The organism is Janthinobacterium sp., assembly GCF_009923995.1.
Classification (GTDB): domain Bacteria; phylum Pseudomonadota; class Gammaproteobacteria; order Burkholderiales; family Burkholderiaceae_D; genus Janthinobacterium.
The window spans coordinates 1-24,030 of record NZ_RFSK01000066.1 but is presented as its reverse complement, the minus strand read 5'-3'; the positions used below and the strand labels follow the sequence as shown (position 1 = coordinate 24,030).

The 24,030-nt window shown below is 62.1% G+C and carries 20 protein-coding genes and 1 pseudogene; 18 read left to right on the top strand and 3 right to left on the bottom strand.

The genetic code is table 11. From position 1 onward, the window contains the following. The first annotated feature begins 1 nt into the window (after position 1). Positions 2-1,009, top strand: coding sequence for a response regulator (locus EBS11_RS23935; RefSeq protein WP_290607175.1), 1,008 nt, complete (start codon positions 2-4; stop codon positions 1,007-1,009). 6 nt (positions 1,010-1,015) lie between these two features. Here the strand turns inward: EBS11_RS23935 and EBS11_RS23930 are convergent, their stop codons facing one another. Together EBS11_RS23930 and EBS11_RS23925 are read right to left on the bottom strand one after the other, a co-directional pair. Then, complete coding sequence (locus EBS11_RS23930) at positions 1,016-3,547, bottom strand: FtsX-like permease family protein (RefSeq protein ID WP_290607173.1); 2,532 nt, start codon at positions 3,545-3,547, stop codon at positions 1,016-1,018. 23 nt (positions 3,548-3,570) lie between these two features. Next, entirely contained in the window at positions 3,571-4,602 is a 1,032-nt protein-coding gene (locus tag EBS11_RS23925) for an adenosine deaminase (protein ID WP_290607171.1), read from the bottom strand. A gap of 29 nt (positions 4,603-4,631) precedes the next feature. Here EBS11_RS23925 and EBS11_RS23920 point away from each other — a divergent pair, with 29 nt between their 5' ends. From EBS11_RS23920 to EBS11_RS23850, 15 genes are all read left to right on the top strand, one after another. Next, entirely contained in the window at positions 4,632-4,928 is a 297-nt protein-coding gene (locus EBS11_RS23920) for a hypothetical protein (RefSeq protein WP_290607168.1), read from the top strand. A 279-nt stretch (positions 4,929-5,207) separates the two neighbouring features. After that, the gene (locus EBS11_RS23915; RefSeq protein WP_290607166.1) at positions 5,208-7,130 is read left to right on the top strand and encodes a PrkA family serine protein kinase; all 1,923 of its coding nucleotides are present in this window, start codon (positions 5,208-5,210) and stop codon (positions 7,128-7,130) included. Positions 7,131-7,202: 72 nt separating this feature from the next. After that, positions 7,203-8,471, top strand: coding sequence for a YeaH/YhbH family protein (locus EBS11_RS23910; RefSeq protein ID WP_290607164.1), 1,269 nt, complete (start codon positions 7,203-7,205; stop codon positions 8,469-8,471). Next, positions 8,471-10,072, top strand: coding sequence for a SpoVR family protein (locus EBS11_RS23905; RefSeq protein ID WP_290607192.1), 1,602 nt, complete (start codon positions 8,471-8,473; stop codon positions 10,070-10,072). The genes EBS11_RS23910 and EBS11_RS23905 overlap by 1 nt, the downstream gene beginning before the upstream one ends. A 538-nt stretch (positions 10,073-10,610) precedes the next feature. Beyond that, positions 10,611-11,267 (top strand): energy transducer TonB, encoded by a 657-nt coding sequence (locus tag EBS11_RS23900; RefSeq protein WP_290607162.1) that lies wholly within the window; start codon positions 10,611-10,613, stop codon positions 11,265-11,267. 86 nt (positions 11,268-11,353) lie between these two features. Continuing rightward, positions 11,354-12,268 carry a MotA/TolQ/ExbB proton channel family protein gene (locus EBS11_RS23895; RefSeq protein WP_290607160.1) on the top strand — a complete coding sequence of 305 codons (915 nt, stop codon included), beginning with the start codon at positions 11,354-11,356 and terminating at the stop codon, positions 12,266-12,268. 5 nt (positions 12,269-12,273) lie between these two features. Next, positions 12,274-12,702: a biopolymer transporter ExbD gene (locus tag EBS11_RS23890; protein ID WP_131371532.1), complete on the top strand. Its 429-nt coding sequence runs from the start codon at positions 12,274-12,276 to the stop codon at positions 12,700-12,702. 106 nt (positions 12,703-12,808) lie between these two features. Then, on the top strand, positions 12,809-13,240 hold the full coding sequence (locus tag EBS11_RS23885) for a biopolymer transporter ExbD (RefSeq protein ID WP_290607156.1): 432 nt from the start codon (positions 12,809-12,811) through the stop codon (positions 13,238-13,240). Between the two features lie 77 nt (positions 13,241-13,317). Further along, entirely contained in the window at positions 13,318-14,529 is a 1,212-nt protein-coding gene (locus tag EBS11_RS23880; protein WP_290607155.1) for a tetratricopeptide repeat protein, read from the top strand. 214 nt (positions 14,530-14,743) lie between these two features. Then, complete coding sequence (locus EBS11_RS23875) at positions 14,744-15,715, top strand: bifunctional riboflavin kinase/FAD synthetase (protein WP_290607153.1); 972 nt, start codon at positions 14,744-14,746, stop codon at positions 15,713-15,715. An 82-nt stretch (positions 15,716-15,797) separates the two neighbouring features. Beyond that, positions 15,798-18,698, top strand: a complete 2,901-nt coding sequence (gene ileS, locus EBS11_RS23870) for an isoleucine--tRNA ligase (protein WP_290607151.1) — start codon at positions 15,798-15,800, stop codon at positions 18,696-18,698. A 92-nt stretch (positions 18,699-18,790) separates the two neighbouring features. Further along, entirely contained in the window at positions 18,791-19,300 is a 510-nt protein-coding gene (gene lspA, locus EBS11_RS23865; RefSeq protein ID WP_290607149.1) for a signal peptidase II, read from the top strand. Between the two features lie 17 nt (positions 19,301-19,317). After that, positions 19,318-20,538, top strand: a complete 1,221-nt coding sequence (gene coaBC / locus EBS11_RS23860) for a bifunctional phosphopantothenoylcysteine decarboxylase/phosphopantothenate--cysteine ligase CoaBC (RefSeq protein ID WP_290607147.1) — start codon at positions 19,318-19,320, stop codon at positions 20,536-20,538. A 32-nt stretch (positions 20,539-20,570) separates the two neighbouring features. Continuing rightward, positions 20,571-21,020 (top strand): dUTP diphosphatase, encoded by a 450-nt coding sequence (dut, locus tag EBS11_RS23855; protein ID WP_290607145.1) that lies wholly within the window; start codon positions 20,571-20,573, stop codon positions 21,018-21,020. Positions 21,021-21,219: 199 nt separating this feature from the next. After that, the gene (locus EBS11_RS23850; RefSeq protein WP_365956084.1) at positions 21,220-22,275 is read left to right on the top strand and encodes a M48 family metalloprotease; all 1,056 of its coding nucleotides are present in this window, start codon (positions 21,220-21,222) and stop codon (positions 22,273-22,275) included. A gap of 139 nt (positions 22,276-22,414) precedes the next feature. Here EBS11_RS23850 and EBS11_RS23845 read toward each other — a convergent pair whose 3' ends face one another. Next, a complete protein-coding gene (locus EBS11_RS23845) occupies positions 22,415-22,555 on the bottom strand; it encodes a hypothetical protein (RefSeq protein ID WP_180977326.1) in 141 nt (46 codons plus the stop codon). A 100-nt stretch (positions 22,556-22,655) separates the two neighbouring features. Between EBS11_RS23845 and EBS11_RS23840 the strand changes: the two genes are divergently transcribed. Further along, positions 22,656-23,663, top strand: coding sequence for an XdhC family protein (locus EBS11_RS23840; protein WP_290607190.1), 1,008 nt, complete (start codon positions 22,656-22,658; stop codon positions 23,661-23,663). 69 nt (positions 23,664-23,732) lie between these two features. Beyond that, positions 23,733-24,030: pseudogene (locus EBS11_RS23835) on the top strand (DNA-3-methyladenine glycosylase 2); the annotation flags it as partial.

Below are 24,030 nucleotides of genomic sequence, written 5' to 3'. Positions count from 1 at the left end.
CATGCAACTGCCCGTCTACACCCATCCCACCCTGACCGTGCTGATCGACGACAGCGATTCCTTCCTGAAAAGCCTCGCCTTCCAGCTCGATCCCGCGCTGGCGCGCAAGACCTTCCACGACACGAGCACCGCCCTGCGCTGGCTGCAGCAGACGAACCAGCGGGAAGACATGCCCCTGCACGTGAATTTCGACCTGCAGAACCTGGCACCGCACGACTACAACGTGGCCGTCGACCTCGAACGCATCTGGCGCATCAGCGGCCAGGCGCAGCGCTTTGCCATACCGTCCGTGCTGGTGGTCGATTACTCGATGCCGCAGATGAACGGCCTGGAATTCTGCCAGGCCGTGCGCGACCTGCCGTGCAAGAAGATCCTGTTTACGGGGGCGGCCGATGAAAAGATGGCCGTCACGGCCTTCAACCGGGGCTTGATCGACCGCTACATCAAGAAGAGCGACGACGATGCGCTCGATATCTTGGAACAGGAAATCCATGCGCTGCAGCGCGAATTCTTCCTGCAGCAGTCGGACACCGTGCGCGACTTGCTATTGCTGCACGACTATAGTTTCCTGCAGGACGAAGCGCTGGCCGCCGTCGTGCACGAACTGTGCCGGCTCCACGGTTTCGTCGAGTTCTATATTTTCCCGAATCCCGGCGGCATCCTGTTCTTCACACGCGACGGCCATGCCAGGCTGATGATCATCGAGACGGAACGCAGCCTGCACACGCAGTACGAGATGGCGCGCGACAGCGACGCGCCCGAGTCCTTGCTGCTGGCCCTGCTGGAAATGCGCGTGATCCCGTATTTTTCCGACGCCGACAGCGACGGCATGTATGCGGCCCACATCGGCGAAAACTGGTTCCGCTACTGCGCCGCGCCCACCATCTGCCTGGGCCGCGAAACGTATTTCTGGGCCCTGTTCGACGTGCCGCCGCACCAGCTGGGCCAGCCGGTCATGTCCTACGCGCAATTCCTGCGCGCGGGGGCGGGCGACGGCGTCAGCGCATAGGGGGCATCAGCCTTCGCGCAGGGTTTGCAGCGGCGGATGTTTCAGCACGTTGCGCAAGCCCAGCCAGCCGCCGGCGATGGCGCACAGGGCGCCGGCCAGCAGGCCGAAGGCCCACACGCCGGGCGCGAAGCTCCAGGCGAACTTGAACTGGTACGTCGCCAGCGCCCAACCCATGGCGGCCGCGCCCGATGCCGCCAGCAAGCCGGCCAGGGCGCCGACGAGGGAAAACTCGATCAGCTGGGCCTGCGCCAGCTGGCGCCGCGTGGCCCCCAGGGCGCGCAGCAGGCCCGCCTCGCGCGTGCGCTCGTCCTGCGAGCCCATCAGGGCCGCATACAGCACCAGCAAGCCCGACGCCAGGGTGAAGGCGAACAGGAATTCGACGGCCGTCACCACCTGGTCCAGCACGCCCTGGATTTGCTTGAGCACGCCGCCCACGTCGACCACCGTCAGGTTCGGATACTCGCGCAGCAGGGCGTTGCCCAGGTCCGCCTGCGCCGGCGGCAGGTGGAAGGCCGTGATCCACGTCTGCGGCGTGTCGGCCATGGCGGCCGGGTTGATGATGACAAAGAAATTGACGCGCATCGAACCCCACTCCAGCTTGCGCAAGCTGGTGATGGCCGCTTCCACGCTCTGGCCGGCGATGTCGAAGCGCAGCTTGTCGCCCAGTTTCAGCTTCAGGGTCTTGGCGATGCCCTCTTCCACCGACGCTTCGGCCGGCGCGCCCGGCGCCGCGCTGAACCACTTGCCGGCGACGAGCTTGTTTTCCTCCTGCATGGTGGTCATCGTCGACAGGTTGAATTCGCGGTCGGCCAGGCCCTTGGCGCGGTCGTCCTCGTAGGTCGCGTCCGTGATGGGATTGCCGTTCACGGCCACGAGGCGCCCCCGTATCATCGGATACAGGGGGGCGTTGGCCACGCCCGCCTGGGCCAGGCGCGCGGCGATGGGGTCTTTCTGTTCCGGCAGGATATTGATCATGAAACGGTTCGGCGCGTCCGGCGGCGTGGCGTTGCGCCAGGCCACCATCAAGTCGCCCCGCACCACCGTCAGGAGCAGCAAGGCCATCAGGCCCAGGGCCAGCGACACCACCTGGATCACGGTGGCGCCCGGACGGCGCTGCAGGGACGTGACGGCGAAGCGCCAGCCCTGGTGATTGAAGGCGCCGCGCAGGGTCTTCAGCGAGCGGATGCCCAGCCAGCCGGCCAGCGCGAACAGGCCGAAGCCGCCGAGGAAGCCGGCCGCCGTCAGCAAGGCCAGCTTGACGTCGCCCGCCTGCCACAAGAGCAGCACGACAAAGGCGGCGATGCCCAGGCCGTAGGTGGCCAGGGCCAGCGCCTGCGGCGGTTCCTGTTCGCGGCGGATCACGCGGTTATGGGGAACATTGCGTAACTGCAAAATCGGCGGCAGGGCAAAGCCCAGCAACAGCAGCATGCCGGTGGCCATGCCCTGCAGGGCGGGCAGCAGGGAGACGGGCGGCAAGTCGCTTTGCACCAGCTTGCCCAGCAGTTCCAGCAGCACCAGGTGGCCGCCGAAACCCACCGCCACGCCCACCACGCTGCCGGCCAGGCCGACGAGCAGGAATTCGATCACATACATGGCCGTCACCTGGTTCTGCGTCAGGCCCAGGCAGCGCAGCATGGCGCAGGCGTCGAGGTGGCGCAGCATGAAGCGGCGCGCCGCCATGGCCACGGCGACGGCCGCCAGCATGGCCGACAGCAGGCCGACGAGGGACAGGAAACGGTCGGCGCGGTCCAGGGTGGACTGCATCTGCGGGCTGCCCGATTCCAGCGATTCGATGCGCACGCCCTTGATGGCCTGCGCCTTGATCTGGCTTTCCAGCCAGGCTTGATATTGCGCAATCTCGCCGGCCCTGGCGGGCGGCGCCGACAGCAGCAGCCGGTAGCTCACGCGCGAGCCGTTCTGCACCAGCGCCGTGGCGGCCAGGTCGCCCAGGGGCAGCATCACGCGGGGAGCGAAGTTCAGGAAGGAAGCGCCGCGGTCCGGTTCGGCCGCGATCAATTGGGTGACGGTAAAGGCCTTGTCGCCCAGTGTCAGGGTATCGCCCAGCTTCGCGTTCAGGCTGGAGAGGATGGCCGCATCGACCCACACGGTGCCCGGCGCCGGCACCTCGCTGGTGGGCCGGCCCACGGCATCCTGCGCCTCGCTGACACTCGTCGTGATTTTCAGCTTGCCCCGCTGCGGGTAGCCGGGCGAGACGGCCTTGACGGAGGCCAGCTGCGAGCTCGACTGCTCGCCCTCGCCTGCCTGCGCCATGCTGGGAAACGTCACCGTGTCGGCCAGCATGAAGCCGCGCTTGGCGGCTTCCGCGCGCCAGGCCGGATTGACGGGCTGGTCGGCGCTGATGACGAGGTCGGCACCCAGCAACTGGTGCGCGTCGCGGTTCAGGCCCGCGCGCAGGCGGTCGACGAAGAAGCCCACGGCCGACAGGGCCGCCACGGCCACGATCAGCGCGACGAGGAGGAATCGCAGTTGCCCGGCGCGCCAGTCGCGGCCGGTCATTTTCAGGGAGAGGCGGAGCATGGGCGGCGGGTCTTTATGAAGGTTTACTGCGTGGCGCCGTGGGCGGCGGCGTGCTGCGCGAAATACGCATCGACGGTGGCAAGGAAGGCTTCCTTCTGCGCCTGCGGCAGGAAGGCGGCGATGAAGCCGTTGCGCGCCAGGCGCTGCGCGTGGGCCAGGCCCAGTGGCAGGGCATCGAAGATGGCGTCGAAGTTGTCGTTCATGTAGCCGCCGAAATACGCGGGATCGTCCGAGTTCACCGTCGCCAGCAGGCCCGCGTCGAGCAGTTGCACCAGGTTATGGTCATGCATCTGGTCGAACACGCGCAGCTTGGTGTTCGACAGGGGGCACACGGTCAGGGCGATCTGTTCGCGCGCCAGGCGGGCCGTCAGGTCCGCGTCTTCCAGGCAGCGCACGCCATGGTCGATGCGTTCGACCTGCAAGTCGTCGAGCGCCGTGCGGATATAGGCCGGCGGGCCTTCCTCGCCCGCGTGGGCCACCAGGTGCAGGCCCAGCTCGCGGCAGCGGGCGAACACGCGCGAGAATTTCTCGGGCGGGTTGCCCACCTCGGACGAATCGAGGCCGATGCCGATGAATTTGTCGCGGTGCGGCAAGGCGTCTTCCAGGGTGTCGAATGCCTCTTTCTCGCTCAGGTGGCGCAGGAAGCACAGGATCAGGCTGGCGCTGACGGGGCTGTCCTGGCAGGCGCGATGGATGCCGTTGATCACGTCGGCCATGGCCACGCCGCGCGCCGTGTGGGTCTGCGGGTCGAAGAAGATTTCCGTGTGCAAGACGTTATCCGCTTCGGCACGTTGCAGGTAGGCTTGCGTCATGTCATAGAAATCCTGCTCTTTCAGGAGGACACTTGCGCCAGCGTAATAAATGTCGAGAAAAGACTGCAAATCCGTAAAAGCATAGGCGCTGCGCAAGTGTTCTACCGATTCATAGCCCAGCGGCACGCCATTGCGCTCGGCCAGTGCGAAAATCAGTTCCGGCTCCAGCGAGCCTTCGATATGGATATGCAGTTCGGCTTTCGGCATGCCGCGGACGATCGCGCGCAATTGGGGGTTCATCATGGGAGTTCCTTATAGGGTATCGATAAATAATGCTGGCATGCAGGCGCCAGGCGCGCTGCAGGAGCCGCGCGGTAGCGGCGGCCATCAAACATGCAGGCATCTTAGCGCAAGATGGCGCGCCGCACCGGCGCGGGGCCGGCGGCAGCGGCATGGCGACGGTGCAGCGGCCGGCGGCGGCGCGGCCCCGGCACACGCTGGCGAATTGTCGTATGATGATTCAAGAGGCAGAAAAAAGTTCATTGAAAACGCTGGAAAATTTGATGATTTATCCAATCAAATCAACAATTTACACACAAGTATTAAGGATATTACGACATATCTTTTGACTTCCTGATCCTTTAGAGCAATAATTAATTTCATGGGGTAAAGGTAGGTGCATCAAGCGCTATCGTCATCAACAAAAAGGCCGGCTGGCCACGTCAGCACACGGCATCAAGCGCCAGTTTTTTGGTCCGGGCAATCCGGACTCGCAAAGACAGCCGGGCTTGAAACAACAATAAAAATCGATACGGGGTACAGGAAAAGTTCAAGCGGCAAGCCCAGGCGAGTGCCAGGCGGGCGGCCATGGTGACTGGCAGTTCAGGTTTACATTAAAGGACATTGACATGACCATTTTTGATAACTACGCAGCACGCTACGAGCGCACCCGGGAAGAGGAAATGTCGCTCACCGAATACCTGGCCCTGTGCAAGAAGGACAAGCTGACCTATGCCAGCGCGCCCGAACGCATGCTGGCCGCCATCGGCGAGCCGCAGCTGGTCGACACGCGCAACGACACGCGATTGTCGCGCATCTTCGCCAACAAGATCATCAAGATCTATCCCGCCTTCCGCGAGTTCTACGGCACCGAGGAAGTCATCGAGCAGGTCGTCTCCTACTTCCGCCACGCGGCGCAAGGCCTGGAAGAGCGCAAGCAGATCCTGTATTTGCTGGGGCCAGTGGGCGGCGGCAAGTCATCGATCGCGGAAAAGCTCAAGTCGCTGATGGAACACGTGCCCTTCTATTGCCTGAAAGGCTCGCCCGTCAACGAATCGCCGCTGGGCCTGTTCAACGAGGAAGAGGACGGCACCATACTGGAAGAGGATTACGGCATACCGCGCCGCTACCTGCGCAACATCCCCAGCCCCTGGGCCGTCAAGCGCCTGCATGAATACAATGGCGACATCAACCAGTTCCGCGTCGTCAAGCGCTATCCATCCGTGCTGAAGCAGATCGCCATCTCGAAGACGGAACCGGGCGACGAGAACAACCAGGATATTTCCTCGCTGGTGGGCAAGGTCGACATCCGCAAGCTGGAAGACTACGCGCAGGACGACCCGGACGCCTACAGCTATTCGGGCGGCCTGTGCCTGGCCAACCAGGGCCTGATGGAATTCGTGGAAATGTTCAAGGCGCCCATCAAGGTGCTGCACCCCTTGCTGACGGCCACGCAGGAAGGCAACTACAAGGGTACGGAAGGCTTCGGCGCCATCCCCTTCGACGGCATCATCCTGGCCCACTCGAACGAGTCGGAATGGAAGACCTTCAAGAACAACCGCAACAACGAGGCATTTCTTGACCGTATCTATATAGTCAAGGTGCCGTACTGCCTGCGCGTGTCCGACGAAATCAAGATCTACGACAAGCTGGTGGCCAATTCCTCGCTGGAAAAAGCCCCGTGCGCGCCCGGCACCCTGCGCATGATGGCGCAGTTCGCCATCCTGTCGCGCCTGAAGGACCCAGAAAACTCCAGCATCTTCTCGAAGATGCTCGTCTACGATGGCGAAAACCTCAAGGATACGGACCCGAAAGCCAAGTCCATGCACGAATACGTCGATTACGCGGGCGTGGATGAAGGCATGAACGGCCTGTCAACGCGCTTTGCCTTCAAGATCCTGTCCAAAGTGTTCAACTTTGACAATTCCGAAGTGGCCGCCAATCCCGTGCATCTATTATATGTACTGGAACAGCAGGTCGAGCGCGAGCAGTTCGCGCCGGAACTGGAGCAGCGCTACTTCTCCTATATTAAAGAGCACCTGGCGCAGCGCTACGTGGAATTCATCGGCAAGGAGATCCAGACGGCCTACCTGGAAAGCTATTCCGAATACGGGCAGAACATCTTCGACCGCTACGTGACGTTCGCCGACTTCTGGATACAGGACCAGGAATACCGCGATCCGGACACGGGCGAAAGCTTCGACCGCGAATCGCTGAACAATGAACTGGAAAAGATCGAAAAACCGGCGGGCATTTCTAATCCGAAGGATTTCCGCAATGAAATCGTGAACTTCGGGCTGCGCGCGCGGGCGTCGAACGGCGGCAAGAATCCCGCCTGGACCAGTTATGAAAAGTTCCGCACCGTGATCGAGAAGAAGATGTTCTCGAATACGGAGGAATTGCTGCCCGTGATTTCCTTCAATGCCAAGGCCAGCGCCGACGATGCCAACAAGCACGCCGACTTCGTGGCCCGCATGGTGGAAAAAGGCTATACGGCCAAGCAGGTACGCCTGTTATGCGAATGGTACTTGCGCGTGCGCAAGTCATCCTAGCGCGGACAGCGGGGGCGCGCTCCCGCCCGGCGACAGGCGGGGCGCGCAGGACGAGAAGCAAGGAGGCACCCTTTGACATATCTCATCGACAGGCGCTTGCAAAGCAAGAACAAATCCGCCGTCAACCGCGAGCGTTTCCTGCGGCGTTACAAGGGCCAGATCAAGGATGCCGTGGGGCGCGCCATCAAGGGGCGCTCGATCACGGACGTTGAAAACGGCGAGAAAGTCAGCATCCCCGTCAAGGACGTGGGCGAACCGTCATTTGGCCACGCGCATGGCGGCGTGTGGGAAGTGGTCAATCCCGGCAACAAGGAATACCTGAAGGGCGACCAGATCGCGCGGCCGAAAGGCGGCGGAGGCAGCGGACGGGGCAAGGCAGGCAATAGCGACGAGACGACGGAAGACGACTTCATCTTCGAATTGTCGCGCGAAGAATTCATGAATTACTTCTTCGAGGACCTGGAACTGCCGCACATGGTGAAGACCCAGCTGACGGCCACCACGGAATTCAAGAACCAGCGCGCCGGCTACAATATGTCGGGCACGCCATCGAACATCCACGTGCTGCGCTCCCTGCGCGGCGCCCTGGGACGACGCATCGCCGTCGGCGGCGGCGCCCGCAAGCAGCTGGCGCAGGCCGAGGAAGACCTGGCCGCCCTGCTGCACGAAGGCGTGCCCGACAGCGACCCGCTGGTCGTCGAACTGCGCCGGCTGATCCACCACCTGCACACGCGCCTGCTGGCCATCCCCTTCATCGACCCGTTCGACTTGCGCTACAGCAACCGCATCAAGGTACCCAAGCCCATGACGCAAGCCGTGATGTTCTGCATCATGGACGTCTCCGGCTCCATGGACGAATCGCGCAAGGATACGGCCAAGCGCTTCTTCATCCTGTTATATCTGTTCCTCAAGCGCGCCTACGACAAGATCGAGGTGGTCTTCATCCGCCACCACACGGCGGCGGCGGAAGTGGACGAGCACGAATTCTTCAACTCGCGCGAGTCGGGCGGCACCGTCGTGTCGTCCGCCTTGCACTTGCTCAACACCATCATCGACGAGCGCTATGGCGCCGGCCAGTGGAACAGTTACGTGGCGCAGGCCTCCGACGGCGACAACTGGGACAACGATTCCGTGCTGTGCCGCCAGTTGCTGATCAATACCATCATGCCCAAGGTGCAGTACTACACCTACGTCGAGATCACGGACGGCCCGCAGCAAAACCTGTGGGAGCAATATGCGGGCGTGCTCGACCATCACGCCCATTTCGCCATGCAAAAGATCGTCACGCCGGCCGATATCTATCCGGTCTTCCGCGAACTGTTCAAGAAACAGGTGAAATGATGAGTGCAGCCTTTGACCGCGCCAGCAGCACCCCGGGCGAGCCGTTCGTGCGCCTGCGCCACCCGAACGCCCTGCCCGAGCAGTCGGAATGGACGTTCGAGCTGATCGAGCAAATCCACGAGGAAATCCGCCGCGTGGCGAAACAGTTCGGCCTCGACACCTATCCGAACCAGCTGGAAATCATCACGGCCGAGCAGATGATGGATGCCTACACCTCCGTCGGCATGCCCGTCTCGTACAACCATTGGTCTTTCGGCAAGCATTTTTTATCCACCGAGAAAAGCTACAAGCGGGGCCAGATGGGCCTGGCCTATGAGATCGTCATCAACTCCAACCCCTGCATCGCCTATTTAATGGAGGAAAACAGCCTGACCATGCAGTCGCTGGTCATCGCGCATGCGGCCTACGGCCACAATTCCTTTTTTAAAGGCAACTACCTGTTCCGCGCCTGGACGGATGCGGACGCCATCATCGACTACATGGTGTTTGCCAAGAACTACATCAGCGAATGCGAGCAGCGCCATGGCGTCGATGCCGTGGAATTGCTGCTCGACTCCTGCCACGCCATCCAGAACTACGGCGTGGACCGCTACAAGCGCCCGGCGAAGCTGTCGATGGCGAAGGAATATGCGCGCCAGAAAGAGCGCGAAGAGTATGTGCAGTCGCAGATCAACCAGCTGTGGCGCACCCTGCCCCGGCGCGAGGATGAGGAGGAAGAGGAAGACCAGCGCAAGGCCGTGCCCCGCTTCCCGCCCGAACCGGAGGAAAACCTGCTGTACTTCATCGAGAAATACGCCCCGCTGCTGGAACCGTGGCAGCGCGAGATGGTACGCATCGTGCGCAAGATTTCCCAGTATTTCTATCCGCAGCGGCAAACCCAGGTCATGAACGAGGGCTGGGCCACCTTCTGGCACTACACGATATTGAACCAGCTGTATGACGAAGGCGTCGTGGGCGACGGCTTCATGATGGAATTCCTGAAAAGCCATACCAACGTGGTCTACCAGCCGCCCATCGACAGCCCCTATTACAGCGGCATCAATCCGTATGCGCTGGGGTTTGCCATGATGAGCGACATCCGCCGCATCTGCGAGCACCCGACGGAGGAGGACCGCGCCTGGTTTCCCGACATGGCCGGCAGCGACTGGCGCAAGAGCCTGGACTTTGCCATGCGCAATTTCAAGGATGAAAGTTTCATCGCCCAGTACCTGTCGCCGCGCCTGATCCGCGAATTCCACTTCTTTGCCGTGCTCGACGACGACAAGAATGAAAAACTGGCCATCTCCGCCATCCACGACGACGCCGGCTACCGCTACGTGCGCCAGCAGCTGGCGGAACAGTACAACCTGGGCAACCGCGAGCCGAACATCCAGGTCTGGTCCGTCAACACGCGCGACGACCGCGCCCTGACCCTGCGCCACACGCAATTCCAGCGCCGTCCCCTGAACCAGCAGGCGGCGGAAGTGCTCAAGCACGTGGCACGGCTGTGGGGCTTCGACGTGCATCTCGACACGGTCGATCCCCAGGGCGCCGTGCTGGGCACCTTGAATTGCCGACGCGAAAAACGCAACCGCCGCGACGATGCGGCGGCGCGCCCGTGAAATGATTTTTTGGCAATAATTTTAGCAAGAATATAAGCGCACCCTATGCCCACATAGGAATTCAGTATGGCCGAACGGCCTCGGAAGGGTTTCCGGGGCCGCTTTTTTTGACCTGTGCAAAGTGCTTTCCGCACCTGTTTGGTGCGCCTGCAAGGCTAAGTGGTCTGGTTCCGCGGCAAAATATTTCCAAAGAGAAATATTTTTCTCCAAATTTAGCTGTTTCCATATTGGATATCACGAAATATAATTCCGCCATATCGACACATCGAAGAACTTAGCAGTGGTAGCCCAAAACGGCTGTAAAAAACCGATAAGACCGCCTTTTTTTATGTCCGAAAGCGTGCAAAGATGGCATAAGCAAGTACGTTTTCAGGGCGCAAAAGCGCCAAAAATTTAACCGGTTTTAGGCGTTAAAAATCTGTGTAAAATAAAGAATTCGTATGTATAATTCGGCGACGTCCCGGATACGGCTGGAGCTTTGTGTCGTCATTTTGGGGTTCAGTTGCAAGACAAGAGATGGTATTTGGAGAAAGCAGGCATGAATTTTTCGAACGAGAAAAGTCCCAAGAACTACACAGGCATCACTATCGTTGTCCTGCTGCACGTTCTCGCGGCTTACGGGATCGTGACGGGCTTGGGCAAGCGGTTGGTCACCAAAATGATGGAACCGGTTGAAACCAAGATTATCGAGGAAGTCAAACCGCCTCCACCGAAGGATCTTCCACCGCCACCACCGCCGCCAGAAATGAAGGCACCACCGCCGCCATTCATTCCGCCAGTCGAGGTGAACGTGCAGCAGCCGCCACCACAACAGAACGTGATTGCAAATACGACTGCTGTGAAGCCAGCCACGAATGTATTGGCACCGCCAGCACCGCCTGCACAGCCTGCGCCAACTCCTGGACCAGCCAAATCGGTGCGTACACCGGCCGTGGTTGACTTCAGCGTCTGCGAAAAACCGCAGTATCCAAAGTCGTCGCAGCGCAATGAGGAAACCGGTGTCGTGACGCTGTCGTTCCTGATCGGCGTGGACGGCAAGGTCGCTGATTCGAAGATCGTGAAGTCAAGCGGCTTCAGAGACCTGGACAGAGCTGCGGTGCAAGGCATCAGCCGCTGTACATTTAAGCCGGCAACAGTCGACGGCAAGCCGGAACAAGGCTGGCAGCAAATGCAATACGTTTGGTCGCTGGATTAAAACCCGAGGCAGTTATCCCCTGTCTCACACTATGATTTCGTTGTCATTACGTTCAGCGATCTGTTATTTTTAATTTTGGAGGAAGCATGTTTAAGAATACCCGTTTGTCCGCATTTTTTGCCGCGGTTCTGTTGTCCGTCACCGCTACTACCGCTCTGGTAGCAGCACCAGCATTCGCTGACGCGCCAGCATCGGCAGCCGCTTCGGCTCCTGCGGCAGACGCTGCTCCAGCAGCACCAGCTCCAGCAGCAGACGCCGCCGCTCCAGCCGCCGATGCCGCCGCTCCAGCCAAAACCGAAGAAGTCCACAACCCGTTCGGCCTGTCCGCAGTATGGGACGGCGGTTTCGTGCCACGCGCTACCCTGATCATCATGGTCATCATGTCGATCGGTACCTGGTACATCATCATCACCAAGCTGATCGATCAAATGAAGATCTTCAAGCAAGCTAAAGAAGCTGCTGCCAAATTCTGGAAAGCACCTTCGATCGCTGCTGGTTCGGCAACCCTGGAAGAAGGTTCGCCATTCCGCTTCATCGCTGAATCGGGCACCAAGGCAACCGCACACCATGACGGCGCCCTGCTGGAACAAATCGATCTGTCGACCTGGGTGACGATGTCGATCCAGCGCGCTTCGGACAAAGTTCAATCGCGTCTGCAAGATGGCCTGTCGTTCCTGGCAACCGTTGGTTCGACCGCACCGTTTATCGGTTTGTTCGGTACCGTTTGGGGTATTTACAACGCACTGACCGCTATCGGCATGACCGGTAACGCGTCGATCGACAAAGTGGCTGGTCCAGTTGGTGAAGCACTGATCATGACGGCTTTCGGTCTGCTGGTCGCTGTTCCTGCCGTTCTGGGTTACAACTGGTTGGTACGTCGTAACAAAACCGCAATGGAAGACATCCGCTCGTTCAGCGCCGACGTTCACTCGGTCCTGGTTTCCGGCGTAATGTCCACCAGCGAAGCTGGCCGTGCTGCCGGCGCTAAAAAGATCGGATAAGAATCATGTCGATGTCCGTCGGCTCCGACAGCGGAGAACAAGATCAGGTAATGTCAGAAATCAACACGACGCCGCTTGTCGACATCATGTTGGTTTTGCTGATCATTTTCTTGATCACGAGTCCGGTTGTCCTTAAGCTGCAGAAAATCGATCTGCCGATTGAGGCCAATCAAGCCCTGCAAACCAAGCCAGAGAACGTTAACATCGTTGTTAACAAGGACGGCGAGATTTACCTGGGCCAGACCAGACTGAAAGACACGAACGAACTGTTCGATTATCTTAAAGTTGAAGCAGTGAAAGTACCGCAGCCGGAAGTACACGTTCGTGGCGACCAAGAAACACGCTACGAATCGATCGGCCGGGTTATTTACACGACCCAACGTGCCGGGATCCAGAAGGTCGGCTTCATCACCGAACCACCTGACAAGGGCTGATAGCGGCTGACAGGGGCGCCCCGGCAAGACGAGGGGCGTCACTGGCGGAAGCTGACCGGGCGGCAGTAGCGCCCGGTGCTTCGTTGGACTTCTTAAAGGAAACACTATGAGTATGAATGTCGGTTCGGGAAGCGCAGCAGGCGCGGATCCGGAACCAATGATGGAACTGAATATGACGCCCCTCATCGACGTGATGCTGGTGCTGATTATCATGTTGATCATCACGATTCCTAAGCAAAACCACTCGGTGAACTTGAACATGCCGGTCGGCACCCCGCCGCCACCGACAACCGAACCAGTGGTCGTCACGATTGATGTCGATTTTGACGGCACCATCTTGTGGGACAATCAGGTCGTTCCTGACCGTGCCTCGCTGGAAGCCAAGCTGAGCAACATCGCTGCGCAAGCAGATCAGCCGGAAGTGCATTTGCGTCCGAACAAGCTGGTGGAATATAAAGTCGTCGCCGGTGTGATGGCGTCGGCGCAGCGTCTGGGCGTGACCAAAATCGGTCTGGTCGGCAACGAGCAATTCCAGTAAGCTGTTGCATCAGGTTCTCTTTACATCCGAATAGGCAGGACTTCCTGCCTATTCGCTTTTTACTGAAAGACTTTCTCATGTCCAAGTTTCGTCTCGCTCATCTCGGCCTCGTCATGGCCGCTATCGGTTTTACCGCAGCAACTCCCGTAATCGGCCTGGGCTCGCTGGCATATGCCGCGGACACCGTGCGTGCCGAAGTGGGCAAGCCACTGCAAGAAGCGCAAAAACTCGCTAGCAGCGGCAAAAACAAGGAAGCGCTGGCCAAGCTGCGCGAAGCTGACAGCGTCGGCGGCAAGACCGCCTTTGAAAGCTACCAGATCGAACGCGTGCGCGCCTCGGCAGCCGCTGGCGCCGGCGACACCGCCACCGCCATCAAGGCCTTCGAAGCCGTCATCAATTCCGGCCGCCTGAGCGCCGCCGAAGCCCCCAAATTCACGCAAGGCCTGGCCGGCATGTATTACCGCGCCAAGGACTGGCCGAATGCCATCACCTGGTTCAACCGTTCCCTGAAGGACAAGGAAGATCCGCAAACGCGCGACTACCTGATCCAGGCCTACTACTCGAGCGGCAACTACGCGGCAGCAGCGAAAGAACTGCAATCGCGCGGCGGCAACTCGGAAGGCAGCCTGCAAATGCTGGCCAACATCCAGCTGAAGCAAAACGACAAGGCCGGCTATGTTGCTACCCTGGAAAAACTGGCGGCAAACTATCCCAAGACCAGCTACTGGGCTGACCTGCTGAACCGCGTCTCGGGCAAGCCTGGCTTCTCGCAACGCCTGGGCCTGGACGTGCAGCGTCTGCGCCTGGCCAACGGCCTGTTCACCAAGCCGTCGGAATACATGGAAATCAGCCAGCTGGCATTGCAAGCAGGCAATCCAGGCGAAGCGCTGAAGATCATCGACCAGGGTTACAAGAAAGGCATCCTGGGCGTGGGCGCCGATGCGGCCCGCCATCAGCGCCTGAAAGACCTGGCCCTGAAGACGCAAGCTGACCTGAAAGCCGGCGCCGCCAAGTCGGAAGCCGAGTACGTGAAGAACAAGGACGCCGACAGCTTGAGCAAGCTGGGCTTCGCCCTCGTCCACGACGGCCAGACCGACAAAGGCCTGGACCTGATGAACCAGGCCGTGAAACTGGGTACGGCCAAGTATCCGGAAGAAGCGCAATTGCACCTGGGTATCGCTTACGGCGTGGCTGGCAAGAAAGCCAATGCCCAGAGCGCCCTGAAAGCCGTCAAAGGCACGGATGGCGCGGCTGACCTGGCCCGCTACTGGTCCCTGATGCTGAAGTAATCAGACCCCGAACCCAAGCTGCTGCGCCAGGGCTGGGTTCGACGCCGAACCACGTTGCCGACGTGGTTTGCCCAAAAGCGCTGCCCGCTCCGTGCTGGCAGCGCTTTTTGTCCGTTTCAGGGGGGAAATTACCGCTCTGGCCGCCCTTGCGGCTGTGCATCCCTGAAACAGTCCGTATAATCCCCCATTTGGCACAGTTTTTCATCAGATTCCTATGAAGGTATTCCGCGGACTTCCCAATGCCCAGGCACGAGCGCCCTGCGCTCTGACCATCGGCAATTTTGACGGTGTCCACATCGGCCATCAAGCCTTGCTGGCGCGCGTGCGCGAAGCAGCAACCGAACTCGGCATCGAGGCGGCCGTCATGACATTCGAACCGCATCCGCGCGAATTCTTCGCGCAGCGCGCGGGCGACCTGTCGAAAGCCCCGCAACGCATCGCCAACCTGCGCGACAAGCTGCAGTCGCTGGACGACGCCGGCATCGACCGCGTCGTCGTCGAGCATTTCAGCGCCCAGTTCGCCGCCTTGACGCCGCAGGAATTCACGGAAAAAGTCCTCGTCGACGGCTTGCACGTGAAGTGGCTGATGGTCGGCGACGACTTCTGCTACGGCGCCCGGCGCGCCGGCGACGTGGCCATGCTGCAGGAAGCGGGCCGCCAGTACGGTTTCCACGTGGAAACCCTGCCCACCGTCATGAATGGCAGCACGCGCATTTCCTCGTCGGCCGTGCGCCTGGCGCTGGCGGCCGGCGATTTCCCGCTGGCCACGCAGCTGCTGGGCCACCCGTACGCCATTTCCGGCCATGTGATCCACGGCCAGAAGCTGGGCCGCACGCTGGGCTTCCCCACCCTGAACCTGCGCGTGGCGCACCGCCCTGCCCTGTCCGGCATATTCATCGTGCAGGTGCACGGCCTGGGACCGCTGCCGCTGCCGGCCGTGGCCAGCCTGGGCGTGCGCCCCACCGTAGACGACAGCGGCCGCGTCTTGCTGGAAGTGCATCTGTTTGATTTCAATCAATCCTGCTACGGCAAGCTGGTGCGCGTGGAATTCCTGCAAAAACTGCGCGACGAAGAAAAGTACGACGACTTGCCCACCCTGACGGCCGCCATCGAGCGCGACTCGAACCAGGCGCGCGCCTATTTTCAACAGCGCAGCGGCGCCGTCACCGCCACCGACCGAATTTGATCCTGGCCAACTCCGCCGCCTGGCGGCGCCCGCGCCGCCACACACCCGCAGCACAACATATTCAATACCAGTAAAGAAAACTATGTCCGATCAAAACAAGCCAGCCACGCCCAAGCAGAACAAGAAGCCCGAAAGCAAATACCCGGTCAACATGACGGAAACCCCGTTCCCCATGCGCGGCGACATGGCCAAGCGCGAGCCGCAGTGGGTGCAGCAATGGCAAGACAAGAAAATCTACGAGCGCGTGCGCAAGGCTGCCGCCGGCCGGCCGAAATTCATCCTGCATGACGGCCCGCCATATGCGAACGGCGACATCCACCTGGGCCACGCCGTCAACAAGATCCTGAAGGACATGGTCGTCAAATCGCGCTCGCTGGCCGGATTCGACGCGCCCTACGTGCCGGGCTGGGATTGCCACGGCATGCCGATCGAGATCCAGATCGAAAAACTGCACGGCAAGAACCTGCCGACAGCCGAAGTGCTGGAAAAGGCCCGCGCCTACGCCAACGTGCAGGTCGAGCGCCAGAAGAAGGATTTCATCCGCCTGGGCGTGCTGGGCGAGTGGGACAACCCCTACCTGACCATGGCGCACGGCAATGAAGCGGACGAACTGCGCGCGCTGGGCAAGCTGCTGGAAAAAGGCTACGTCTACCGCGGCCTGAAGCCCGTCAACTGGTGCTTCGACTGCCAGTCGGCGCTGGCCGAGGCGGAAGTGGAATACGCGGAAAAGCGCGATCCCGCCATCGATGTCGGCTTCAAGTTCGCCGAGCCGGAAAAACTCGCGGCCGCCTTCGGCCTGCCGTCGCTGCCGACCGAGAACGGTTTCATCGTCATCTGGACCACCACGCCGTGGACCATCCCGTCGAACCAGGCGCTCAACGTGCACCCGGAAGTGAAATATGCGCTGGTGAAGACCGAGCGCGATGGCCAGTCGCTGCTGCTGATCCTGGCGCAGGACCTGGTCGTGGCCAGCCTGGCGCGCTTCAAGCTCGACGGCACGACGATTGCCACCTGCGACGGCGCGGCCCTGGCCGGCATCAGCTTCCGCCACCCTCTGCACGCGTCCGACGCCTTCTACGACCGCCTGTCGCCCCTGTACCTGGCCGAATACGTGACCACGGAAAGCGGCACGGGCGTCGTGCACTCGGCGCCTGCCTACGGCCTGGACGACTTCATCTCGTGTAAGGCGCACGGCATGAAGGACGACGACATCATCAAGCCGGTGATGGGCGACGGCAAGTTCGCGTCGACCCTGCCCCTGTTCGGCGGCATGACCATCTGGGAAGCGTCGAAACCGATCTGCAATGCCCTGCGCGAAGCGGGCGCCTTGTTCGAAGTCAAGATGTTCGACCACAGCTACATGCACTGCTGGCGCCACAAGACGCCGATCATCTACCGCGCCACGTCGCAGTGGTTCGCCGGCATGGACGTGACGCCGAAGGACGGCGGCGCGACCCTGCGCGAGACGGCATTGAAAGGCATCGCCGACACCGAGTTCTTCCCGGACTGGGGCCAGGCGCGCCTGCACGGCATGATCGCCAACCGTCCCGACTGGACCCTGTCGCGCCAGCGCCAGTGGGGCGTGCCGATGGCCTTCATCGTGCACAAGGAAACGGGCGACCTGCATCCGCGCACGCCGGAACTGCTGGAGCAGGTGGCCAAGCTGATCGAAAAGGATGGCATCGAGGCATGGCAGTCGCTGGACCTGGCTGACCTGATCGGCGACGAGGCGGCCATCTACGCCAAGAACAAGGACACGCTGGACGTGTGGTTCGATTCCGGCGCCACGCACCAGACGGTGCTGGGCGGCCCGCAGGCGCACGGTTCGCACTCGACGCAGCTGCAATTCCCGGCCGACCTGTACCTGGAAGGCTCGGACCAGCATCGCGGCTGGTTCCATTCGTCGCTGCTCGTGTCGTCGATGCTGAACGGCCGGCCGCCGTACAAGGCCCTGCTGACGCACGGCTTCACGGTCGACGGCGAAGGCAAGAAGATGTCCAAGTCGCTGGGCAACACCCTGGCGCCGCAAAAGATCTCCGACACCCTGGGCGCCGACATCCTGCGCCTGTGGATCGCCTCGACCGACTACACGGGCGAGCTGTCGATCTCCGACGAAATCCTCAAACGCGTGACGGAATCGTACCGCCGCATCCGCAACACCCTGCGCTTCCTGCTGGCGAACACCTCGGACTTCAATCCGGCCACGGACGCCGTGCCGGTGGCTGAACTGTTTGAAATCGACCGCTATGCGATCGCCAACATGGCCTCCCTGCAGCAGCAGATCGAGAACAACTACGCGCGCTACGAGTTCCACCCGGTCGTGTCGAAGCTGCAGACATACTGCTCGGAAGACCTGGGCGGCTTCTACCTGGACATCCTGAAGGACCGCCTGTACACGACGGGCCTGACGTCCCACGCGCGCCGCTCGGCGCAGACGGCCCTGTGGCACATCACGCAAAGCCTGCTGCGCCTGATGGCTCCGGCCCTGTCGTTCACGGCCGAGGAAGCGTGGGCCGTCTTCGCCGGACCGGAAGCGTATGCCGCCAGCGATGAAACCATCTTCACGCAAACCTGGTGGCAGTTGCCGGAAGTGTCGGACGCCGCCGACCTGCTGGAGAAATACACGGCCCTGCGCGCCGTGCGCGCGGACGTGACGAAGCAGCTGGAAGACTTGCGCACCTCGGGCGCCATCGGCTCCTCGCTGCAGGCGGAGCTGACGATCAAGGCCGCGCCGATGAAGTACAAGCTGTTGAACACCCTGGGCGACGACCTGAAGTTCGTCTTCATCACCTCGCAGGCCAGCGTTGTCGAAGTGGCCGACGAAGCGGCCGAGGAAGTGCTCGTGGCCGCGTCGGCGGCGCCGAAGTGCGAGCGCTGCTGGCACTACCGCAGCGACGTGGGCACGGATGCGGCGCATGCCACCCTGTGCGGCCGCTGCGTCAGCAACCTGTTTGGCAAGGGCGAATCGCGCCGTTTCGCTTAATACAGCAGCAAGCCGGGGCGGGAGTCATCCCGCCCCGCTCCCACCGCCGCTGCCTGCAAGGGCAGCGGCGGCTTTATCTTCCCTGGAAAAATATGGCCACTAAAAACCGTTTTTCATCGAAATCGTCCTCGTCATCGTCCCTGGTTCCCTGGCTGGGCGTTGCAGCCATCGTCATCCTGTTCGACCAGATCTCCAAGATCACGATACTGAAAACCTTCAGCTATGCCCAGGAAAAGGTCATTACCTCGTACTTCAACCTGGTACTGGCGTATAACAAGGGCGCCGCCTTCAGCTTCCTGTCCGACCAGGGCGGCTGGCAGCGCTATTTCTTTACCGGCATCGCCCTGGCCGCAGCCGTCTACATCATCTACCTGCTGAAAAAGCACGCGGGCCAGCGCATGTTCTGCTGGGCCCTGGCGCTGATACTCGGCGGCGCCTTGGGCAATGCCATCGACCGCCTCGTGTATGGCCACGTCGTCGATTTCCTCGATTTCCACTGGAAGAGCTGGGGCCACTTCCCCGCTTTCAACATCGCCGACAGCGCCATCTGCATCGGCGCGGCCCTGTTCATCATCGATGAACTGCGCCGTGTAAACAAATAAACAAGCGGGAGAACGGCATGGAATTGTCCGGCAAACAAATCGTCCTGGGACTTTCGGGCGGCGTCGCCTGCTACAAGGCGGCGGAACTGTGCCGCGCGCTGACCCGCGCGGGCGCCACGGTACAGGTGGTCATGACGGAGGCGGCCAGCCACTTCATCACGGCCGTGACGATGCAGGCCCTGTCGGGCCACCCCGTGCACACGAGCCAGTGGGATGCGCGCATCGCCAACAACATGGCGCATATCGACCTGACGCGCCACGCGGACGCCATCCTCATCGCGCCGTGTTCGGCCGACTTCATGCGCAAGCTGGCGCACGGCGTGTGCGACGACCTGCTGTCGACCCTGTGCCTGGCTCGTCCCGCCCACCTGCCCCTGCTGGTGGCGCCGGCCATGAACGTGGAAATGTGGCAGAACCCGGCCACGCAGCGCAACGTGCAGCAGCTGCGCGATGACGGCATCCAGATCTTCGGCCCCGCCGCCGGCGAGCAGGCCTGCGGCGAAACGGGCCTGGGCCGCATGCTGGAACCGGAACAGCTGCTGACGGAGCTGGTCGCCGCCTTCCAGCCCAAGGTCCTGGCGGGCAAGCGCGTGCTCGTCACTGCCGGCCCCACGTTCGAAGCCATCGACCCGGTGCGCGGCATCACCAATCTGTCCTCGGGCAAGATGGGCTATGCGGTGGCGCGCGCGGCGCGCGAGGCGGGCGCCGAGGTGCTGCTCATTTCCGGCCCCACGGCCCTGGACGCGCCATTCGGCGTGCGCCGCATCAATGTGCAAAGCGCGCAGCAGATGCATGATGCGGTATTGGCCCACGTCGACGACCAGCATGTCTTCGTCGCCGTCGCCGCCGTGGCCGACTGGCGGGTCGTCAACGCCAGCGAGCAGAAAATGAAGAAGCAGGCCGACGGCTCCGTGCCCGAACTGGTCTTCGCGCAGAATCCCGACATCCTCGCCACCGTGGCGGCGCGCACCAACCTGGCCGGCTACCCGTATTGCGTGGGCTTTGCCGCGGAATCGGAAAACCTGGTGGAATTCGGCTCCGTCAAGCGCGAAAAGAAGGGGATTCCTTTGCTGGTTGGCAATATCGGCCAGAACACCTTTGGCCAGGACGACAACACCATCATCCTCTTCGACGAAGAAGGCCATACCGTGCTGCCGCGCGCGTCGAAACTGAACCTGGCGCGCCAGCTGATTTCGGAAATCTCCAAGCGGCTGGCAAAAAATTCGCTGCTTAAATAATCCCTTTTGTACGACTTAGCTTAGTTAGATTAATGAAAAATATCGACATCAAGATCCTCGACGTCCGCATGAAAGAACTGCTGCCGGCCTACGCCACGCCGGGCAGCGCGGGCCTGGACCTGCGCGCCTGCATCGATGCGCCCATCACCATCGAAGCCGGCCAGACCGTGCTCATTCCCACCGGCCTGGCCATCCACATCGGCGACCCTTCGTATGCGGCCATGATCCTGCCGCGCAGCGGCATGGGCCACAAAAACGGCATCGTCCTGGGGAATCTGGTAGGCTTGATCGACTCCGATTACCAGGGCCAGCTGATGGTATCGACCTGGAACCGGGGCCAGAGCGCTTTCACGCTCAATCCCATGGAACGCCTGGCGCAGCTGATTATCGTGCCGGTGCTGCAAGTGGGCTTTAACGTCGTCGAGGAATTCGGCGACAGCGAACGCGGTGTTGGCGGTTTCGGCAGCACCGGCAAACATTAACAGCGACTGACAAACCATAGCAAGCGGATGTGATTTGCGGCCGGGAGGCGCAGCTGTGCGAAAGCACGGGGCCGCCGAGGCAGCAGGCATCGAAGGCCGCAAATCGCGCCGCGCAGCAGGTGTGGTCAGGAGCGACAAGAAGGAATAGTTTATGCCAGGTTTACGCCATCTGATCCCAGCCCCAACTTCGCTGCGCCGATTGGCCACTCCCCTCCTGCTGGCCAGTGCGGCCATCCTGACCGGCTGCACCACGCCGGCCACGCACGTCAGCGGCCCGTTCAACGTCGTGCCGGCGCCCGAGGCGCCCGCCCTGACGGCGCAGCAAAAGGCGGCGCAGGAGGACCTGGTGAAAATGGTGGCGCTGCAGGACCGCCTGTCGAAAGTCTCGGCGCCCCTGCTGATCAACAATGCGGACCTGTGCAAGACGTATGCGCGCAACCTGCTGGGCTTCACGGCGCAGAACAAATATTCCTACCCCGGCATCTATGCCGACGCGGCCCAGGCGGCACTCGGCTACGGCGAGCAGATGCAGGTGTCCGGCGTGCTGCCGGGCAGCGGTGCCGCGCGCGCCGGGCTGCGCAAGGGCGACGCCCTGCTGGCCGCCGAAGGCAAGCCCCTGCCAGCCGGTCCCAAGGCGGAAGGCCCGTTCGGCGCCATCGTCGGCCCGCTGGCCTCGAAAAGCGCCAGCCTGAACATGACCATCGCCCGCGACGGCCAGCAGCAGGACCTCAAAATTCCCGTCACGCGCGCCTGCGCCTTCCGCGTCGCCCTGGGCAATGCGGACAATGTCAACGCGTACTCGGACGGCGCGCGCATCATGCTCACGCGCGGCATGGTCAATGCGGCGCAAAACGACGAAGGCATCGCCTTCGTCATCGCCCGCGAAATGGCGCACAACATCCTCGACCACGCGCGCAGCCAGCACACGGCCGGTACGGCCGGCAGCATCATCGACAGCCTCGGTGCCGTGCAGCCCGACGTGTCGATGCTGACGGGCGCCGCCGGCATCAAGGCCATGCCGCAGGAACTCGACGTGCAAGCCGACACCCTGGCCATCTACCTGCTGGCGCGCGCCGGCTATAACGTCGACAACGCCGCCAGCTTCTGGCAGCGCCTGTCCGCGCAAGTGCCGGCCACGGTCGCCAACGGCTACACGGCCCTGCACCCGGGCACCAACTCGCGCATGGCCGCCATCAACCGCGCCGTGGCCGACGTGCGCGCCAAGCAGGCGGCCAAGAAACCACTCAAGCCTTAATCCTGACAAAGGCAGGCGCCTGACCAAACCGTCGCGAGCGGCAGTGATTTGTGGCCAAGAAGCGCAGCCGTACTTTAGTACGGGGGCGCCGAGCCGGTGAGCATCGCAGGCCGCCAAGCGCGACGAGCAGCAGGTTTGCTCAGGCGCCGGGGAAGTTCGGGAAATAGGTGCCCATGATCCAGGTCAAGGCGCCGCAAAACACCACGGCAAGAAACAGCACAACGAGCAGCTTGCCGAACTTGGGAATACCCTCTTCTTGCGTCTTGACTTCATTTGACATGAAACTTCTCCGCAGGGTGGTGGAACAGGTAGTATATCCACAATCTTGAAACCTATTCCATACTTTGCCGCAAACATGCGGCATGCAACCCGCGCCCGCCATGGACAGCATCGACCTTGAAGTTCTGAAAACCAGCGCCGCCTGGCTCGCCGCCGGGCACCGTTGCGAACTCGTCACCGTCATCAAGACCTGGGGCTCCAGCCCCCGCCCCGTGGGCGCCACCCTGGCCATCTGCGACGATGGCACGGTGGTCGGTTCCGTCTCCGGCGGCTGCATCGAAGATGATTTGATCGATACGGTGCGCCTGCACGGCATCGTGCGCACGCGGCCGGAAATCGTCAGCTACGGCATCAGCGCCGACGAGGCGCACCGCTTCGGCCTGCCCTGCGGCGGCACCATCGAGCTGGCCATCGAACCGCTGCATGCGGGCAGCGGCGTGGCCGAACTGCTGGCGCGCCTGGAAGCGCATGAACTGGTCGAACGCCGCCTCGATCTGCACAGCGGCGCGGTCACCCTGCAGCGCGCCGCGCCGGGCGCCGTGCTGGCCCTGGACAACGACGTGCTCACCACCCAGCACGGCCCGCGCTGGCGATTGCTGATCATCGGCGCCAGCCAGCTGTCGCGCTTCGTGGCGCAGATCGCCATGGCCATGGATTACCACGTCGTCGTCTGCGACCCGCGCGAGGAATACCGGGGCGGCTGGAACGTGCCCGGCGTGCCCCTGCTGCACGCCATGCCGGACGATTTGGTACTGGAATTAAAGCTCGACAGCCGCAGCGCCGTCGTCGCCCTCACGCACGACCCCAAGCTCGACGACCTGGCCCTGATGGAAGCGCTCAAATCCCCGGCCTTTTACGTGGGCGCCATCGGCTCGCGCGCCAACAATGCCAAGCGGCGCGAACGGCTGCTGCAGTTCGACGTCAGCGCCGCGCAACTGGCGCGCCTGCATGCCCCCATCGGCCTGTACATCGGCAGCAAGACGCCGGCCGAAATCGCCATTTCCATCCTGGCCGAACTGACGGCCGTCAAGAATGGCGTGCCCGAGGCCCTGCAGATCCAGCACGCGGCGGCCTTGACGCCGCCCAACCCAGACCTCTGCGTGCGCTGACGCCTGACAAGCAAGAAACGCGATGCGCCCTCGACGCGCCCCTGCTACCTTCCCTCATTTTTCGCCACCATGACCCTGCTGCACTGGACCCTCCCCCTGCCCGCCGGCTACCGCCGCGACGACGTCATTGCCTTCCACAGCCGCGATACGCAAGCCGTGGCGGAGCGGGTCACGCCCGCGGGCCTGCGCAAGGGCATCCTGCTTGCCGGCGTGCCCGTCGTGCTGGACGTGGCCTTCACGGACGCCGCGGCCGTCTGCCGGGCCGAGATCGATGGCGATGGCGACGCCGATGCCGCCGCCCGCTTGCAAGCACCGCTGCACGGCGCCCTGCTCAATATCCTCGGCCTGCGCATCGACCCGCAGCCGT

Excerpts from the sequence above, each read along its gene's own strand:
- EBS11_RS23845 (WP_180977326.1), bottom strand. The coding sequence starts at position 22,555 with ATGTCAAATGAAGTCAAGACGCAAGAAGAGGGTATTCCCAAGTTCGGC.
- coaBC (WP_290607147.1), top strand. The coding sequence starts at position 19,318 with ATGGAATTGTCCGGCAAACAAATCGTCCTGGGACTTTCGGGCGGCGTC.
- EBS11_RS23885 (WP_290607156.1), top strand. The coding sequence starts at position 12,809 with ATGAGTATGAATGTCGGTTCGGGAAGCGCAGCAGGCGCGGATCCGGAA.
- ileS (WP_290607151.1), top strand. The coding sequence starts at position 15,798 with ATGTCCGATCAAAACAAGCCAGCCACGCCCAAGCAGAACAAGAAGCCC.
- EBS11_RS23915 (WP_290607166.1), top strand. The coding sequence starts at position 5,208 with ATGACCATTTTTGATAACTACGCAGCACGCTACGAGCGCACCCGGGAA.
- EBS11_RS23875 (WP_290607153.1), top strand. The coding sequence starts at position 14,744 with ATGAAGGTATTCCGCGGACTTCCCAATGCCCAGGCACGAGCGCCCTGC.
- EBS11_RS23925 (WP_290607171.1), bottom strand. The coding sequence starts at position 4,602 with ATGATGAACCCCCAATTGCGCGCGATCGTCCGCGGCATGCCGAAAGCC.
- EBS11_RS23900 (WP_290607162.1), top strand. The coding sequence starts at position 10,611 with ATGAATTTTTCGAACGAGAAAAGTCCCAAGAACTACACAGGCATCACT.
- EBS11_RS23880 (WP_290607155.1), top strand. The coding sequence starts at position 13,318 with ATGTCCAAGTTTCGTCTCGCTCATCTCGGCCTCGTCATGGCCGCTATC.
- EBS11_RS23905 (WP_290607192.1), top strand. The coding sequence starts at position 8,471 with ATGAGTGCAGCCTTTGACCGCGCCAGCAGCACCCCGGGCGAGCCGTTC.
- dut (WP_290607145.1), top strand. The coding sequence starts at position 20,571 with ATGAAAAATATCGACATCAAGATCCTCGACGTCCGCATGAAAGAACTG.
- EBS11_RS23920 (WP_290607168.1), top strand. The coding sequence starts at position 4,632 with ATGCTGGCATGCAGGCGCCAGGCGCGCTGCAGGAGCCGCGCGGTAGCG.
- EBS11_RS23890 (WP_131371532.1), top strand. The coding sequence starts at position 12,274 with ATGTCGATGTCCGTCGGCTCCGACAGCGGAGAACAAGATCAGGTAATG.
- lspA (WP_290607149.1), top strand. The coding sequence starts at position 18,791 with ATGGCCACTAAAAACCGTTTTTCATCGAAATCGTCCTCGTCATCGTCC.
- EBS11_RS23840 (WP_290607190.1), top strand. The coding sequence starts at position 22,656 with ATGGACAGCATCGACCTTGAAGTTCTGAAAACCAGCGCCGCCTGGCTC.
- EBS11_RS23935 (WP_290607175.1), top strand. The coding sequence starts at position 2 with ATGCAACTGCCCGTCTACACCCATCCCACCCTGACCGTGCTGATCGAC.
- EBS11_RS23895 (WP_290607160.1), top strand. The coding sequence starts at position 11,354 with ATGTTTAAGAATACCCGTTTGTCCGCATTTTTTGCCGCGGTTCTGTTG.
- EBS11_RS23930 (WP_290607173.1), bottom strand. The coding sequence starts at position 3,547 with ATGCTCCGCCTCTCCCTGAAAATGACCGGCCGCGACTGGCGCGCCGGG.